This window comes from Streptomyces kronopolitis (assembly GCF_014646275.1).
GTDB lineage: Bacteria > Actinomycetota > Actinomycetes > Streptomycetales > Streptomycetaceae > Streptomyces > Streptomyces kronopolitis.
The window spans coordinates 16519-33282 of the sequence record NZ_BMND01000011.1 but is presented as its reverse complement, the minus strand read 5'-3'; the positions used below and the strand labels follow the sequence as shown (position 1 = coordinate 33282).

Sequence of the window (16764 nt, the reverse complement as noted above, 5' to 3'; positions counted from 1 at the left end):
GGGAGGCGCTCAGAGGGTCGGGCGCAGCCGGGCGTCGTCGGCGGGGTTCTGCTCCCGCTCGGCGGCTCCTGTGGTGCTGGAGGCCTTGTTCTTCAGCGCGCTGCCGGCCCGCCACTCCTGCCAGGGCATGTTCCAGTCGCCGAAGCCGTTGTCGAACGGCGTCATGGTGTCGCCGCCGCTGTTGACGACCTTGACGATGTCGCCGACCCGGACGTGGTTGAAGAACCACTGGGCGTTGCTGGTGGACATGCCCGTGCAGCCGTGGCTGACGTTCGCCGCGCCCTGGGATCCGACGGACCAGGGTGCGGCGTGCACGTACTCACCGCTCCAGGTCACCCGGGTGGCCCAGTAGACCGGCAGGTCGTAGGAGTCCCCGCTGCCGGCGGCGATGCCGACCGTCGAGCTGCGCATCCGGACGAAGCTCTCCTTGCCCAGGACGACCTTGACGCCGTTGCGGGTGGAGAATCCCGGTTTGCCGGTGGTCACGGGGATGGTGTTGATCGATTCGCCGTTGCGCAGCACCGTCATCTGGTGCGACGCCGCGTCGGTGATGGCCTCCACCCGGTCGCCGGTGGTGAGCCGCAGCGGCTTGGACGGGCCGCCGTAGAGGCCCTTGGCGATCTTCAGGCCGGCCAGGTTGCTGTGCACCGAGATGGTGGCGTGGGCGGGCCAGTACTCCTTCGGGCGGAAGTGCAGCTTCTTGCCGTCCACCCAGTGCCAGGCGCCCTCGACGCGCGGCATCGAGTCGACCTTCAGGGCGCTCTCGACGATGGCCCGCTGCTTGGCGTCCGTGACCGGCCGGCTCAGCTCTGCGGTGACCGGCTGGCCGACGCCGTACTCGCCGCCCACGGGCCCGAAGGCCGCGGACAACTGGCCGGCGGCCGCCGCGGTGTTGACGGTGAGCGTCTTGCGGCCGGGGGATCCGTCCTCGTCCTCGGTGCTCACCCGCACCGTGTAGCGGCTGCCGGCGGCCAGGGGCACCGTGGTGCGCCAGCGCCGGCCGTCGGCGCTCAGTTCGCCGCGGACGAAGCGTCCGGTGGAATCGGTGGCGGTCACGTCGGTGATCCGCGCGTCGTCCCCCTTGACGGAAACCTCAAGCGGCTTGTCGGGGTCCGCTTTCTTCTTGCCGTCGGGGGTGTTGGCCGTGATCTGGTCGGCCGCGTCGTAGGGAGTGGCGGAGAGCGATTCGGAATCCGAGCCCCCGCACGCGGTGGCGCTCACCGCAAGGGGCACGAGCAGGAGGCCGCAGCTCAGCACCGTCCGGGTTCGAGGTCTGTGACTCATGCCCCAAAAATATGAAGAATCACCTGTCCCAGCGCGCTGGAGGACTGCAAACGGGTCTGCCCCCGGCCGGGCAACGCGACGGGCCCGGACACCCCAGGGGGTGTCCGGGCCCGTACGGCACTGCGCGTGCCTACTGCGTGCGGTTCTCACCGCGGTAGTACTCGAAGACCCAGCCGAAGAGTCCGACGAAGATCACCGGCAGCGAGAAGTACAGCAGCCACCAGCCGAAGACCACGCCCAGGAAGGCGAGCGCGCCTCCGATGGCCAGGGACAGCGGCTGCCAGCTGTGCGGGCTGAAGAAGCCCAGCTCGCCGGCGTCGTCCGAGACCTCGGCGTTCTCGTTGTCCTGGGCGCCCGCGTCGACCCGCCGGGCCGTGAAGGCCAGGTAGTAGCCGACCATGATGCACAGGCCGAAGGCGAGGAACAGCGCGGTGGTGCCCGCCGGCTCCTTCGACCACAGGCCGTAGACGATCGCCATGACGAGGACGAAGACGGCGAGCCAGATGAACATCTTGCCCTGGATCTTCACTTGCCCGCCTCCTTGCCGCCGGCGAGGGCCTTGTCGGCCTCGGTGCCGTGGCCGTTGTGCAGCGCGTCAAGGGCTGCGATCTCCGGGTGGTGCAGATCGAACGCCGGGGATTCGGAGCGAATGCGCGGCAGGGTGAGGAAGTTGTGCCGCGGCGGCGGGCAGGACGTCGCCCACTCCAGCGAACGGCCGTAGCCCCACGGGTCGTCGACCTCGATCTTCTCGCCGTACTTCGACGTCTTCCAGACGTTGTAGAGGAACGGCAGGATCGACAGGCCCAGCAGGAACGAGCTGATCGTCGAGATGGTGTTCAGCGTCGTGAAGCCGTCGGCCGCGAGGTAGTCCGCGTAGCGCCGCGGCATGCCCTCGGCGCCGAGCCAGTGCTGGACGAGGAAGGTGCCGTGGAAGCCCACGAACAGCGTCCAGAACGTGATCTTGCCGAGCCGCTCGTCCAGCATCTTGCCGGTCATCTTCGGCCACCAGAAGTGGAAGCCGGCGAACATCGCGAAGACCACCGTGCCGAACACCACGTAGTGGAAGTGCGCCACCACGAAGTAGGAGTCCGAGACATGGAAGTCCATCGGCGGCGACGCCAGGATGACACCCGTCAGACCACCGAAGGTGAAGGTGATCAGGAAGCCGATCGCCCACAGCATCGGCGTCTCGAAGGACAGTGAGCCCTTCCACATCGTGCCGATCCAGTTGAAGAACTTCACACCTGTGGGCACCGCGATCAGGAACGTCATGAACGAGAAGAACGGCAACAGCACGCCACCCGTCACGTACATGTGGTGCGCCCACACCGTCACCGACAGACCCGCGATCGACACGGTCGCCGCGATCAGACCGACGTAACCGAACATCGGCTTCCGGGAGAACACCGGAATGACCTCGGAAATGATGCCGAAGAACGGCAGCGCGATGATGTACACCTCTGGATGGCCGAAGAACCAGAAGAGGTGCTGCCAGAGCAACGCACCGCCATTCGCCGCATCAAAGACATGCGCCCCGAATTTGCGGTCCGCCTCCAGTGCGAGCAGCGCCGCCGCGAGCACCGGGAAGGCCAGCAGGACCAGCACGGCGGTCAGCAGGACGTTCCAGACGAAGATCGGCATGCGGAACATCGTCATGCCGGGTGCCCGCATGCAGATGATCGTCGTGATGAAGTTGACCGAACCGAGGATCGTGCCGAAGCCGGAGAAGGCCAGACCCATGATCCACATGTCCGCACCGACGCCCGGCGAACGCACCGCGTCCGACAGCGGCGAGTACGCGAACCAGCCGAAGTCCGCCGCACCCTGCGGGGTGAGGAAGCCGGCCACCGCGATCAGCGAGCCGAAGAGGTAGAGCCAGTAGGCGAACATGTTCAGCCGCGGGAACGCCACGTCGGGCGCGCCGATCTGCAGTGGCATGATCCAGTTCGCGAAACCGGCGAACAGCGGCGTCGCGAACATCAGCAGCATGATCGTGCCGTGCATCGTGAACGCCTGGTTGAACTGCTCGTTCGACATGATCTGCGTGCCGGGACGAGCCAGCTCGGCGCGCATGAGGAGCGCCATCAGGCCGCCGATGCAGAAGAACGCGAACGACGTGACCAGGTAGAGCGTGCCGATGGTCTTGTGGTCAGTGGTGGTGAGCCACTTGACGGCAGCGATACCGGGTTGCTTCTTGCGTACGGGCGGTGCTGCCGGAGCCTTGTCGGCGGCGGCACCCTGAGGTTCGTTGAGGATGCTCACTGGTTCTTGGTCTCCGCATTCCTGGCGTGATCCGTCTGCTTGATGCCCGACGGCAGGTATCCGGTCTGGCCCTTCTTCGCCAGATCCTTCAGGTGCTCCCGGTACCGCTCGGGGGAGACGACCTTGACGTTGAAGAGCATCCGGGAGTGGTCGACGCCGCAGAGCTCGGCGCACTTGCCCATGAAGGTGCCCTCCTTGTTGGGAGTCACCTCGAAGACGTTGGTGTGGCCCGGGATGACGTCCTGCTTCATCAGGAACGGCACCACCCAGAAGGAGTGGATGACGTCACGAGAGGTCAGCACGAACTGAACTGTCTCGCCCTTCGGCAGCCACAGGGTCGGACCGGGGTTGCCGGTCTGCGGGTTGCGCTCGCCCGGGGTGCCGACGTCGTAGACACCGTCCGCACCGGCCGGCGCGGTCTTCTTCCACTTGTCCGGGACCGCGGAGAGTGCACTGGAGTTGATGTTGGTGGTCGACTTGTTGCCGTCCACGTTCTCCAGGTAGTTGAACGCCCAGCTCCACTGGAAGCCGACCACGTTCACGACGTGGTCCGGCTTCTTGGAAGTCTTCAGCAGCGCGCTCTCGTCCCGTGCGGTGAAGTAGAAAAGCACCGCAATGATGATGAACGGGACGATCGTGTACAACGCCTCGATCGGCATGTTGTACCGGGTCTGCGCGGGGACCTCCACCTTGGTCCTGCTGCGGCGGTGGAAGATCACACTCCAGATGATCAGGCCCCAGACCAGCACGCCCGTTGCGAGGGCGGCGGCCCAGGAGCCTTGCCAAAGAGAGAGGATCCGCGGCGCCTCGTCGGTGACGGGCGTCGGCATGCCGAGGCGGGGGAAGTCCTTATATGTGCAACCGGTAGCGGTCGCAAGGACCAGGCCCGCAGCAAGCACCTGCGGCAGCTTCCGCCGCATCGGGCGCCGCGACGAGCGGTCGGAGCCGTTGGGACTCACGTAGCGCCTTCCCGAGAGTCTCGCCCGCGCGGTCGGCTGCGGCCTTACTCGCTGGTCGGTCGCCGCCCTGCGTCGGGCAGGGGTTTGGATGTTTATGCGGGCCAAACCTTACTGGACGCTATTTGGGGTCGCGCGGGGAGGGTGCCCAACGCGCCGCGAGGCACCCCTATGGGGTGGCCGCGGCCCCCGCGAAAGGTCCGGCGAACCCCCGAATACCCGCTTCCACCAGGCATCTGACGCCGTGCCCGGCACCGCGCCCGGGCCGCTTCCCAGGGGCCCGGCGAACCGCCCCGCCCCCGTCGGCGCCGGGCCCGCGCACCGCCCGCGCCCGGTGTTCTACCGTCTCGTACGTGCCCTACTTCGACGCGGCCTCCGCCGCCCCGCTGCACCCGGTCGCCCGCGAGGCGCTGCTCGCCTCGCTCGACGAGGGCTGGGCCGACCCGGCCCGCCTGTACCGCGAGGGGCGGCGCGCCCGGCTGCTGCTGGACGCCGCCCGGGAGGCGGCGGCCGAGGCCGTGGGCTGCCGCCCGGACGAATTGGTTTTCACCCCTTCGGGGACACGCGCGGTGCACACCGGGGTGTCGGGGGCGCTGGCGGGCCGCCGGCGGGCCGGCCGCCGGCTGCTGCACTCCGCCGTCGAGCACTCCGCGGTGCTGCACGCCGCCGAGGTCCACGAGGCGGCCGGGGGCGGCCGGGCGGAGCTGCCGGTGGACCCCTTCGGCCGGGTGGCGGCCGGGGAGGTGGCCGCCGCGCTCACCGCGGACACCGCGCTGGTCTGCCTCCAGTCCGCCAATCACGAGGTGGGCACCGAGCAGCCGGTGGGCGAGGTGGCGGAGCTGTGCCGGGAGACGGGGGTGCCGCTGCTGGTGGACGCGGCCCAGTCGCTGCCGTGGGGGCCGGTGCCCGGTCCCTGGTCGCTGCTGGCGGCGAGCGCCCACAAGTGGGGCGGGCCGCCCGGGGTGGGGCTGCTCGTGGTCCGCAAGGGGACCCGGTTCGCGGCCCAGGGTCCGGCGGACGAGCGGGAGTCGGGCCGCAGCCCGGGCTTCGAGAACCTGCCGGCGATCGTGGCCGCCGCGGCCTCGCTGCGCGCGCTGCGGGCGGACCCGGGGACGGACGGTGAAGCGGCGCGGCTGCGGCGGCTGGTGGACCGGATCCGCGCGCGGGTGCCGGAGCTGGTGCCGGATGTGGAGGTGGTCGGCGACCCGGTGCGCCGCCTGCCGCACCTCGTCACCTTCTCCTGCCTCTATGTCGACGGGGAGACCCTGCTGGACGAGCTGGACCGGGCGGGCTTCTCGGTGTCGTCCGGGTCGTCCTGTACGTCCAGCACGCTGACGCCGAGCCATGTGCTGCGGGCGATGGGGGTGCTGTCCGAGGGAAATGTCCGGATCTCGCTGCCGTACGGCACGCCGGAGGCGGACGTGGAGCGCTTCCTGGAGGTGCTGCCGGGGGTGGTGCGGACGGTGCGGGAGCGGCTGGGTGTCCCCGCGGAGGACCGGACGGCGCCCTCGGCTGCCGTCCCGCGGGCCGACGCGCCGCCGGCCGCGGGATCCGCCGAGGCGGCCGGGCTGGTCGTCGACGCGCTGGGCCGGCGCTGCCCGATCCCGGTCATCGAGCTCGCGAAGGTGATCGGGGAGGTGCCGGTCGGCGGGACCGTGACGGTGCTCTCCGACGACGAGGCGGCCCGGCAGGACATCCCGGCCTGGTGCGCCATGCGCGACCAGGAGTACGTGGGTGAGCGGGCGGCCGTGCGCGGCGCCGCCTATGTGGTGCGGCGCCGCGCCTGACGCGGTGGATCAGGCCAGGTGCTGCTGGACCTCGCCGGCGGCCTCGTGGCCGTAGGCCTTGGTGAAGCGGTCCATGAAGTGGCTGCGCTGGAGCTCGTACTCCTGGGTGCCGACGGTCTCGATGACCAGCGTCGCCAGCATGCAGCCGATCTGTGCGGCGCGCTCCAGGCCGACGCCCCAGGCCAGGCCGGACAGGAAGCCGGCCCGGAAGGCGTCGCCGACGCCGGTCGGGTCGGCCTTGGCGTTCTCCTCCGGGACGCCGACCTCGATGGCCGGCTCGCCGACCCGCTCGATGCGGACGCCGTGGGCGCCGAGGGTGGTGACGCGGGTGCCGACCTTGCCGAGGATCTCCTCGTCGGTCCAGCCGGTCTTGGACTCGATCAGGCCCTTCTCGTACTCGTTGGAGAAGAGGTAGGCGGCGCCCTCCATGAGGGTGCGGATGGCGTCGCCGTCCATCCGGGCGATCTGCTGGGAGAAGTCGGCCCCGAAGGGGATGCCGCGGCTGCGGCACTCCTCGGTGTGCCGGATCATCGCCTCGGGGTCGTCGGCGCCGATGACCACGAGGTCCAGGCCGCCGACCCGCTCGGCCACGTGCTGCAGCTCGATCAGCCGGGCCTCGCTCATCGCGCCGGTGTAGAAGGAGCCGATCTGGTTGTGGTCGGCGTCGGTGGTGCACACGAAGCGCGCGGTGTGCAGCACCTCGGAGATGCGGACGGAGCGGGTGTCGACGCCGTGGCGGTCGAGCCAGGCGCGGTACTCCTCGAAGTCGTTGCCGGCGGCACCGACCAGGATCGGCGAGGTGCCGAGCTGGCCCATGCCGAAGCAGATGTTGGCGGCGACGCCGCCGCGGCGGACGTCGAGCTGGTCGACCAGGAAGGAAAGGGAGACCGTATGCAGCTGGTCGGCGACCAGCTGATCGGCGAAACGGCCGGGGAAGGTCATCAGGTGGTCGGTGGCGATGGAGCCGGTGACTGCGATACGCACGACGGGTCTGCTCCTGCGGAATGCGTAGGGGCGGGCGGACGTGAAGCAACGCTACCGGGCGGGGTGGCACGCCACCCGGTCATCCCGGACACTTGAACTACTGAAACTACCCAATAGTAGGTCTTTCTCCTCAGTTTATGGCTGCGTACGGTGCCCCTATGACCAAGCCTGTGAAAGCCGTCACACCGTCCCCCGCCCCCTCGCCGGCCCGGCAGGACCCGGAGTCGCTCGACGAGCTGCGCGGTGACTGCGCGCGGATGAAGGGCCGCTGGCACGCGGGGCGGCGTCCCGCGCCGGCACCGGGGCGGGCCGTCGATCTGCACGGCGTCAAGGTCCCCTCGTCCTCCGCCGCCCTGGTGGAGGGAATGTCCGAGTACGGCGACTGACCACCCGCCCGCCGGGGGCGGATGCGGCCCTCCGGGGAACCGCATCCGCCCCCGCTCCGTCCCATCGGCGTCCACCTCACCGAGGAGGACATCAGATGTTCAGCGGAGCCGAAGGAGCGATGCGGTGAACACCGAGGACAGCAACGACAGCCCGAACCCCGCGGAGCGCGGGCGGCGCACCCCCGCGGTGGTCGCCTCGGTGGCCGCCGCGGTGCTGCTGGCCGGGGGCGGCGCGGCGTACTGGGCCTCGTCCGCGTCCGACGACGGGGGCGGTTCGGCCAAGGGCGACCCGCCGCCGCTCGCGCTCGACGGCTACTCCGGCGGCTCGATCGCGGCCGGTGAGCCCAATCCGCAGGGTGCGAAGTACCGGGCGGTGAAGGAGCTGCCCGGCGGTCCGGACGCCGCGCCGGTCTACCGCCCCAAGGGCGAGATCAGCCGGGAGTCGGTCGAGCGGCTGGCCAAGGCCCTGGACGTGGACGGCAAGGTCCGCTCGGAGGGCACCGCCTGGAAGGTCGGCGGGCCGACCCGGGACGGCCGCGGCCCCGTCCTCCAGGTGAACAAGACCGGCTCGGGGTCCTGGACGTTCTCGCAGTACGGCACCCCGGGCGGCACCAACTGCGCGCTGCCCGCCTCCCCCAAGGGCGGCAAGGGCGACGACGGGGGCGGCAAGGGCGACGACGGGGGCGGCAAGGCCGGGGACGGCGCCGCGTCGAGCCGGCCCGGCTGCCCCTCGTACCGCGGGGGCGGGGACATCGCCACCGAGGACGACAGCAGCGGCAAGGGCGCGGTGTCGCCCGAGAAGGCCAAGCAGGCGGTGCGGCCGGTGCTGAAGGCGCTCGGCCAGGAGGACGCCAAGCTCGACGCGGGCGGGCTGTCCGGCGCGGTGCGGGTCGTCACCACGAACCCGGTGCTGGGCGGGCTGCCGACGTACGGCTGGCAGAGCGATCTCCAGGTCGGCTCGGACGGTCAAGTGGTCGGCGGCAGCGGCCAGTTCGCGAGCCCGGTCAAGGGCGCGGAGTATCCGGTGCTGAACGCCGGCAAGACGCTGGACCGGCTGAACTCCGGTGAGGGCCGCAAGCCGGCCGGCTGCCCCTCGCCGCCCGGGAAGAAGGACGGCAAGGACGGCAAGGCGGGCGGGATCGCGCCGTGCGAGCCGGCGCCGACGAAGGCGCAGCAGCCGTCCGAGGTGACCGGCGCGGTGTTCGGGCTCTCGGTGCAGTACGTGGACGGCGGGCAGGCGCTGGTGCCGTCGTGGCTGTACGCGGTGCGCCAGCCGGGCGCCGGCAGCGGCCCGGACGCCACCTCGACGGTCGCGCAGCCGGCCGTGAACCCGAAGTACCTGGCCCACCGGGACGGCCGGAGCGCCTCGCAGAGCCCCGGCGGCCACGCGCCCGGGAAGCCGTCCGGGAAGCCCGGCGTGATGGCCCTGGAGTCGTACGGCGTGAGCGACGGCGGCAAGAAGCTGACGGTGCACTTCTGGGGCGGAGTGTGCAGCACCTACTCGGTGAGCGCCGAGGAGTCGGGCTCGACCGTGCGGACCAAGGTCGTCGGCAAGGACAAGAAGCCGGGACAGGTCTGCGTGAAGATCGCCAAGGAGTTCACCAAGACCGTGACCCTGGACAAGCCGCTGGACGGCCGGAAGGTGGTCGATGTCTCGACCGATGAGTCCGTGCCCAAGCAGTAGGGCGCGCCCGCGGGCCGTCGGAGGCGGAGGCCTGGGAGGCGGAAACAGCGGAAGGCGGCGCTCCCCCACTCGGGGGGCGCCGCCTTCCGTACGTACTGCCCGAACTCCTTAGCTGAAGGAGTCGCCGCAGGCGCAGGAGCCGGTGGCGTTCGGGTTGTCGATCGTGAAGCCCTGCTTCTCGATGGTGTCGACGAAGTCGATGGAGGCACCGCCCAGGTAGGGGGCGCTCATCCGGTCGGTGACGACCTTGACGCCGTCGAAGTCCTTGACGACATCGCCGTCGAGCGCGCGCTCGTCGAAGAAGAGCTGGTAGCGCAGTCCGGAGCAGCCGCCGGGCTGCACGGCCACCCGCAGCGCGAGGTCGTCCCGGCCTTCCTGCTCCAGCAGGCTCTTGACCTTCGACGCGGCCGCGTCGGACAGGATGATGCCGTCGCTGACGGTGGTCTCGTCCTGAACGCTCATCTAGATCTCTCCCGGGTTGTACGGACCGCTTGTCATCGGATGCAACCAGCTGCAACCCACGACGTCCCGGATTAATTCCGGCTGGGCGCAACGTGTGGAGAAGCTTTCCGGGCGCCGCCCGGGGGGCTTCTCCCCTTTCGTTCTCCCCATGCTCGCACACCGGCGGGCAGGAACAGGTGGCCGAGCGCACACCGCGAGGTGCGGATGCGTCACATCGACACATCCCCCATCGTCAAACTGACGTGAAGCGGCTATGATAGATAACGTCAACTAGACGAGAAGGCTTGTGCAAGAGCTGTCCGCAGAAAAGAGAGGGTGCGTGTTGTGACCACCGCCCAGCCCCTGGACGTCCAGCCGACCCCGCTGGCGCTGCTCCTCCTCGGCCGCGAGGCCGACCCGAAGAGCGAGCGCGGCGTGGAGTGCCCCGGCGATCTGCCGGCGCCGTCGGACCCCGATCTCGTCGAGCGCGCCCGCGCGGCCAAGGCGAAGCTCGGGGACAAGGTCTTCGTCCTGGGGCACCACTACCAGCGCGACGAGGTCATCGAGTTCGCCGATGTCACCGGCGACTCCTTCAAGCTCGCGCGGGACGCCGCCGCCCGGCCGGACGCCGAGTACATCGTCTTCTGCGGTGTGCACTTCATGGCGGAGTCGGCCGACATCCTCACCGGCGACGAGCAGCAGGTGATCCTCCCCGACCTGGCCGCCGGCTGCTCGATGGCCGACATGGCCACCGCCGAGCAGGTCGCCGAGTGCTGGGACGTGCTGACCGAGGCCGGCATCGCCGAGCAGGTCGTGCCCGTCTCGTACATGAACTCCTCGGCCGACATCAAGGCCTTCACCGGCAAGCACGGCGGCACGATCTGCACGTCGTCCAACGCCAAGCGCGCGCTGGACTGGGCCTTCGAGCAGGGCGACCCCGCGACGAGCAAGGTCCTCTTCCTGCCGGACCAGCACCTGGGCCGCAACACCGCCGTCCGCGACATGGGCATGTCCCTGGACGACTGCGTGGTCTACAACCCGCACAAGCCGAACGGCGGCCTGACCGTCGAGCAGCTGCGGGCCGCGAAGATGATCCTGTGGCGCGGGCACTGCTCGGTGCACGGCCGGTTCTCGCTGGACTCGGTGAACGACGTCCGCGCGCGCATCCCCGGCGTGAACGTCCTGGTCCACCCCGAGTGCAAGCACGAGGTCGTGGCGGCCGCGGACCAGGTCGGTTCGACGGAGTACATCATCAAGGCCCTGGAGGCCGCCCCGCGCGGCTCGAAGTGGGCCATCGGCACCGAGCTGAACCTCGTGCGCCGGCTGGCCAACCGCTTCGCCGCGGAGGACAAGGAGATCGTCTTCCTCGACAAGACGGTCTGCTTCTGCTCGACGATGAACCGCATCGACCTGCCGCACCTGGTGTGGACGCTGGAGTCGCTCGCCGCCGGCAAGCTCGTCAACCGCATCGAGGTCGACCACGAGACCGCCAGCTTCGCGAAGCTGGCGCTGGAGCGGATGCTGGCGCTGCCGTAGCGGCCGCGGAGCACGGCGCTGACCGGCCGCCCCTCCCCCGCGGGCGGGGCGGCCGGTCAGCGCTCCCGGCGGCGGCGCGGCGGCCGCTCGGCCGTCCCCGTCCCAGACGCAGCGCCCGAGACGGCCTCCAGGGTCCAGCGGACCTTGTCGCCGCCCTTGATCGCGGTGTGGCAGGGGCCCGTCGTGATCTTCTTCTCGTTCACATACGCGTTCCACTGCTTGGTGCTGTCCGCGGCGTCGCCGTGGATCACGGTGACCACGTAGTCCTGGGTGGCGGGGTCCCAGTGGGCCCGTACCCCGCCGAGGCGGTAGATCCGGTCGGCGTCGACCAGGGCGGTCAGGGGCGTCGGGCTGATGCCGTCGGCGGCGCAGTAGAAGCCGCCGAACAGGGTGCGCGGACCGGTCCGGACGAGCCCCACACTGGCGGTGTACGACCCGCCGGTGACCGCCACCCGGACGGCGGCGGTGGACCTCCCGGCGGCAGCCCTCCCCGCGTCGGGGAGTTCGGCGCCGGCGGGCGCGGCGGCCACGAGAGCCGGCGCGAGCAGCAGCGCGGCAGCGGTGACGGGGACGGCCCTGCGGGCCGGGACGTGCGGCACGCTCGCACCCTTTCGTCGGTTCGGCAGCCATCGGCCACCTCCCGACCATCGCTCCCCGTCCTGGGCGGGAAGTGCACCTCCGCACGCGGATGCCGCCCGGACGGCGGGACCGTCAGGCGTGCTGTCGACGGACCTCGGCAGGCCGCACCCGCACCGCCCGTCCCGGCGCCGGGACGGCCGTACGTCACAGCGACACGGTCTGGCCCTCCGGGGTGACCGTGATGCGGTAGTGGTGGCGGGGCGGGCTGCCCTGGGCGATCCAGGCGCGGTAGGCGGCCTCGACCTCGTCCCACAGGCGGCGGGGGCCGTGCTGCTCGGTCTCGTAGGTGTCGCGGCCGGGCACGTATTCGACGGTGGCCCAGGAGGTGCGGGCGTCGTCGAAGAGCCAGTAGGTGGCCTCGTCGCTGCCGTCGTCGGCGGGGCACAGCAGCGGCCAGGCGTCGCGCACCCGCAGTCCGACGGCGAAGCGGGCGTGCAGGTCGTCCTCCAGGGTCCGGGGGTCGACGGCGGTCGTCGCGCGGGCGCCCTCCTCGCCGTGAAACCAGTCCCGGATCCGGCCGTAGGAGCGGCGCTGCTGACGGGCCCACATGAAGGCCGGGCGGCCGGAGAAGCGGCCGGTGGCCCGCCCGTCGCGGACCGTCAGGGTCGCGAACGAGAAGGAGTGGAACGAGGAGCCCCACGGGGTGAGGATCGTGCCGCCCGGTGCGGTCTGCGCCACCCAGGCGTAGGGGATGTCGCGCACCGTGCAGGTGGCGATGGTGCGGTCGAAGGGCGCGCGCCCGGGGACGCCCGCCAGGCCGTCGCCGCACTCCGTGTGGGGACGCAGACCGGCCCGGGCGAGGTTGTCGCGGGCGAGGTCGTGCAGGGCCTTGTCGGTCTCGATGGTGGTGGTGCGGTCCCCGCCGAGCCGGTGCGCCAGCCAGGCGGCGTGGTAGCCGGTGCCGGTGCCGATCTCCAGTACCGCGTCGCCGTCTTGGACGACCGCGGCCATGTCGAGCATCAGGGAGGGCATGGACGTCGAGCACGTCGGGACGGGGACCTGGCCGTCGGCGGTGCGGCCGTCGTTGTGCTGGGTGACGAGGGGCAGGTCGGCATAGACCATCCGCCGCCACTCCGCCTCGTCCGCGGCGCGCGAGACCGTGCGCTCCCCCACCTCGAAGGTGTCCGGGACGAAGTGCGCCCGGTCGACCGCGGCGACGGACGGGGCCCACGAGGGCGTCAGCGCGCCCTTGTTGCGCAGGATCTCCACCAGCCGGTCCGGCGAGGACATGGCTCCCCCTACTTCTTCGGCGGGTCGGTCACCGGCTTGGTCCACCGGCCGTCGGACTCCTTCGGACTCTGCTGCTTGTCGCCGTCCGTGCCGCCCTTGCCGTCACCGTGCTTCCCCATGCGGGCCCCCTTCGTCGATGGCGGGATCCCCCGTGCCGGGCGCTCCCCGTCAGGGGATGCCCAGCACGATGCCCCCGCAAGCACCGGCCTGCGGGGGCATCGTTTCTGCGCGGAAGACCGCCGGGGAACCGTCAGACGGCCGCCGGCTCCGGGGTGCGGTCGTCCTCCCCGGTCCGCGGGCCGGCGCTGCCGCTCCGCTTCGCGGCCTTCTTCTTCGCCCGGCGCTCCTTGCGGAGCTCGATCATCGCGTAGAGCGTCGGGACGAGGAGGAGGGTGAGGAGGGTGGAGGTGATCAGGCCGCCGATCACGACCACGGCCAGCGGCTGGGAGATGAAGCCGCCGTCACCGGTGATGGACAGCGCCATCGGGAGCAGCGCCATGATCGTGGCCAGCGCCGTCATCAGGATCGGGCGCAGCCGGTGGCGGCCGCCCTCGATGACCGCCTCGACGACCCCGTAACCCTGCGACCGGTACTGGTTGATGAGGTCGATCAGCACGATGGCGTTGGTGACCACGATGCCGATCAGCATCAGCATGCCGATCATCGCCGGGACGCCCAGCGGGGTGCCGGTGGCGACCAGCAGGCCGATCGCGCCGGTCGCCGCGAAGGGGATCGAGACGAGCAGGATCATCGGCTGGATCATCGAGCGGAAGGTGGCCACCAGGAGCATGAAGACGATGGCGATGGCCGCCAGCATCGCCAGGCCGAGCGAGGAGAACGCGTCGGACTGGTCCTGGGAGACTCCGCCGATCGTCGCGGTGGCGCCGTCCGGCAGCTTCAGCGCGTCGACCTTCTTCTTCAGCTCGGCGCTGACCGCGCCGGTGTCGTCACCGGTCGGCTTGGCGGTGATGGTCGCCGAGCGGGCGCCGTCGATCCGGGTCATCTGGACCGGGCCGGGGACGGTCTGCACGGTGGCGAGGCTGCTGAGCTTGGCCGGGCCCGACGGGGTCGGGACGGTCAGGTTCTTCAGCTCGCCCTCGGTGGTGGCCGGGTGGGCCGACTTCACCACGATGTCCCGCTGGGTGTCGCCCAGGACGGCCGAGCCGCTGGTGGTGCCGCGGACCGCCTGGGTCACCGCGGCGCCGAGCGTGGTCTGGTCGTAACCGGCCGCGGCCGCCTTGTCGTTGGGCTTCACGGAGATCCGGGGCACGCTCTGGGAGAGGTCGCTCTGGACGTCGGTGACGTGGTCGAGGCCGGCCACGGCCTTGCGGACCTGCTCGCTGGCCGTCTTCAGGACCCCGGCGTCACCGGACTTGACGACCACGCTCAGGTCCTGGCTGCCGAAGCCGCCGCCGGTGGCGAAGCTGGTGTCGCCGATGGACTTGCCGAGCTTGCCGAGGTCGGTGCGCAGCGCCTCGGTGACCTTGTCGGAGTCCGCGGAGTCCTTCAGCTTGAGCTGGTAGGAGGCCTGGTTGGCGCCGGTGCCGCCGCCGAAGGCCGCCATGAAGCCGGAGGAGCCGACGGTGACCTGGTAGTCGGCGATGTCGTCGTCGGCCGCGAGCACCTTCTCGACCCGCTTGGCCTGCTTGTCGGCCGCGCCCAGGCTGGTGCCGGGCGGGAGTTCCTGCTTGAGGGTGAGGGTGTCCTGGGCGCCCTGGTCGAGGAAGTTGGTCTTGAGCAGCGGGCCCATGGCGAAGGTGCCGAGGAGGACCGCCACGGCGATGACCAGGCTGGTGAACCGGCGGCGGGTGGCGAACCGCAGGACCGGGACGTAGAACCGCTGGAGAGGGCTCTTGGCCTCCTTCTCCTCGGCCGCCCGGCGCAGGTCGTCCACCGTGCTGCCCTCGGGGATCTGCGGAGCCCGCAGGAACCAGTACGACAGCACCGGGACGACGGTCAGCGAGACGATCAGGGAGGAGAGCAGGGCGACGGTCACCGTCACCGAGAAGGAGCCGAACAGCGCGCCGATCATGCCGCCGACCACGCCGATCGGCAGGAAGACCGCGACCGTGGTGAGGGTGGAGGACGTGACCGCGCCGGAGACCTCCTTGACGGCGTTGAGGATGGCCTCGCGGCGCTCCTCGCCGTAGCCCAGGTGCCGCTTGATGTTCTCCAGGACGACGATGGAGTCGTCGACGACGCGGCCGATCGCGATGGTCAGCGCGCCGAGGGTGAGCATGTTGAGGGAGAGGTCGCCGGTCCACAGCACGATCAGGGTGAGGACGACCGAGAGCGGGATGGAGACCGCCGTCACCAGCGTGGAGCGCAGGCTGAGCAGGAAGACCAGGATGACGATGACCGCCATGGCGAGGCCGAGCAGGCCCTCGGTGGTCAGCGAGTCGATCGACTTGGAGACCTGCGGGCCCTGGTCGGAGGCGACCGTGACGTGGGTGTCCTTGCCGAGGTCCTGACGGATCTTGGAGAGCTTGTCCTTGACGGCGTCGGAGATGGCGACCGCGCTGCCGTCCTTGTCCATCGTCACGTTCACGGCGAGGCTGGGCTTGCCGTCGGTGCGGGTCAGGGACGTCGGAGTGGCCTGCTCCTCCTTGACGGTGGCGACATCGCCGAGGCGGACCGCGGCGCCCGGACGCCCGCCCGCGGAGGGGCCGGCGGCGGGGGCACCACCGGCGGAGGCACCGCCGCGCGAGGACGCGTCACCGCCGGCGGAGGCACCGCCGCCCGCGCCGCCGCCCGCCGACGGGGCGACCTTCAGGTCCTTGATCTGCGCGACGGAGGTGAAGCCGGCGCCGACCTGGACGGTCTTGCTCTTGCCGTCCTCGGAGAACGAGCCGGCGGGCACCGATGTCCCGCCGTTCTGCAGCGCCTGGCCCAGCGACTGGGCGCTCAGCCCGGCGGCGGCGAGCTTCTTGTCGTCGGGGGTGACCGCGACGATCCGGTCCTGGACGCCGTCCACGGTGACCTGGCTGACACCGTCGATGTTCTTCAGGTCCGGTACGACGCCGCGGTTGAGCTGGTCGGCCAGCGTCTGCTGGTCCTTGGAGCCGGAGGAGACGGCCAGGACCACGGTGGGGATGTCGTCGGTGGAGCCGGACACCACCTGCGGGTCGACGTCCTTGGGCAGTTTGGCGCGGGCGCGGTTCACGGCCTGCTGGACGTCGGCGACCAGGCGCTTGGAGTCGTTGCCGTAGTCGAACTGCGCCATGATGACGCCCGTGCCCTCGCTCGACGTCGAGGTGACGGACTTGATGCCGTCGACGCCCTGGACACCGTCTTCGAGCGGTTCGATCACCTGCTTCTCGACGACATCGGGCGAGGCGCCCTGGTAGGGGGCCAGCACGGAGACCATCGGGAGTTCGATGGACGGCAGGAGCTGCTGCTTGAGCTGCGGGATCGCGATGGCGCCGAAGGCGATCGCCACGATCGACATCAGCGCTATCAGGCCCCGTTGCACGAGGCTGAGGCGGGACAGCCAGGCCATGGTGGGGTCACTCTCTTCTGTTCCGAAAGGGCGGCGGGGCCTGCTCAGGCCCGACGACAGGGGCCTTTGCAGCCCA

The 16764-nt window shown here is 70.8% G+C and carries 13 protein-coding genes; 4 read left to right on the top strand and 9 right to left on the bottom strand.

Features of this window, described 5'->3' with window-relative positions; translation table 11 throughout:
* Nucleotides 1–9: 9 nt before the first annotated feature.
* The 4 genes from IEY78_RS14485 to ctaC form a co-directional block, all read right to left on the bottom strand.
* Nucleotides 10–1284, bottom strand: a complete 1275-nt coding sequence (locus IEY78_RS14485) for a L,D-transpeptidase (protein ID WP_189098246.1) — start codon at nt 1282–1284, stop codon at nt 10–12.
* A gap of 130 nt (nt 1285–1414) precedes the next feature.
* Complete coding sequence (locus IEY78_RS14480; RefSeq protein ID WP_189098244.1) at nt 1415–1813, bottom strand: cytochrome c oxidase subunit 4; 399 nt, start codon at nt 1811–1813, stop codon at nt 1415–1417.
* Nucleotides 1810–3546 (bottom strand): aa3-type cytochrome oxidase subunit I, encoded by a 1737-nt coding sequence (gene ctaD / locus IEY78_RS14475; RefSeq protein WP_189098242.1) that lies wholly within the window; start codon nt 3544–3546, stop codon nt 1810–1812. Before ctaD ends, IEY78_RS14480 begins: the two co-directional genes overlap by 4 nt.
* Entirely contained in the window at nt 3543–4505 is a 963-nt protein-coding gene (gene ctaC, locus IEY78_RS14470) for an aa3-type cytochrome oxidase subunit II (RefSeq protein ID WP_189098240.1), read from the bottom strand. The genes ctaD and ctaC overlap by 4 nt, the downstream gene beginning before the upstream one ends.
* Nucleotides 4506–4855: 350 nt before the next feature.
* Between ctaC and IEY78_RS14465 the strand changes: the two genes are divergently transcribed.
* Nucleotides 4856–6289, top strand: coding sequence for a cysteine desulfurase/sulfurtransferase TusA family protein (locus IEY78_RS14465; protein ID WP_189098238.1), 1434 nt, complete (start codon nt 4856–4858; stop codon nt 6287–6289).
* A gap of 9 nt (nt 6290–6298) precedes the next feature.
* Here the strand turns inward: IEY78_RS14465 and IEY78_RS14460 are convergent, their stop codons facing one another.
* Nucleotides 6299–7273, bottom strand: coding sequence for a carbohydrate kinase family protein (locus IEY78_RS14460; protein ID WP_189098236.1), 975 nt, complete (start codon nt 7271–7273; stop codon nt 6299–6301).
* 158 nt (nt 7274–7431) lie between these two features.
* On the opposite strand from IEY78_RS14460, the gene IEY78_RS14455 reads away from it, so the two are divergent.
* Nucleotides 7432–7659 (top strand): hypothetical protein, encoded by a 228-nt coding sequence (locus IEY78_RS14455; protein ID WP_189098234.1) that lies wholly within the window; start codon nt 7432–7434, stop codon nt 7657–7659.
* A 124-nt stretch (nt 7660–7783) separates the two neighbouring features.
* Nucleotides 7784–9343, top strand: coding sequence for a hypothetical protein (locus IEY78_RS14450; protein WP_189098232.1), 1560 nt, complete (start codon nt 7784–7786; stop codon nt 9341–9343).
* Between the two features lie 108 nt (nt 9344–9451).
* On the opposite strand, the gene erpA is transcribed toward IEY78_RS14450, so the two are convergent.
* Complete coding sequence (gene erpA / locus IEY78_RS14445; protein WP_189098230.1) at nt 9452–9805, bottom strand: iron-sulfur cluster insertion protein ErpA; 354 nt, start codon at nt 9803–9805, stop codon at nt 9452–9454.
* Nucleotides 9806–10120: 315 nt separating this feature from the next.
* On the opposite strand from erpA, the gene nadA reads away from it, so the two are divergent.
* A complete protein-coding gene (nadA, locus tag IEY78_RS14440; protein WP_189098229.1) occupies nt 10121–11320 on the top strand; it encodes a quinolinate synthase NadA in 1200 nt (399 codons plus the stop codon).
* 56 nt (nt 11321–11376) lie between these two features.
* Here the strand turns inward: nadA and IEY78_RS14435 are convergent, their stop codons facing one another.
* The 3 genes from IEY78_RS14435 to IEY78_RS14425 form a co-directional block, all read right to left on the bottom strand.
* Nucleotides 11377–11919, bottom strand: coding sequence for a hypothetical protein (locus IEY78_RS14435; protein WP_189098228.1), 543 nt, complete (start codon nt 11917–11919; stop codon nt 11377–11379).
* A 184-nt stretch (nt 11920–12103) separates the two neighbouring features.
* On the bottom strand, nt 12104–13189 hold the full coding sequence (locus IEY78_RS14430) for a methyltransferase domain-containing protein (RefSeq protein WP_189098227.1): 1086 nt from the start codon (nt 13187–13189) through the stop codon (nt 12104–12106).
* 250 nt (nt 13190–13439) lie between these two features.
* Nucleotides 13440–16688 (bottom strand): efflux RND transporter permease subunit, encoded by a 3249-nt coding sequence (locus tag IEY78_RS14425; RefSeq protein WP_189098226.1) that lies wholly within the window; start codon nt 16686–16688, stop codon nt 13440–13442.
* Nucleotides 16689–16764 lie beyond the last annotated feature (76 nt).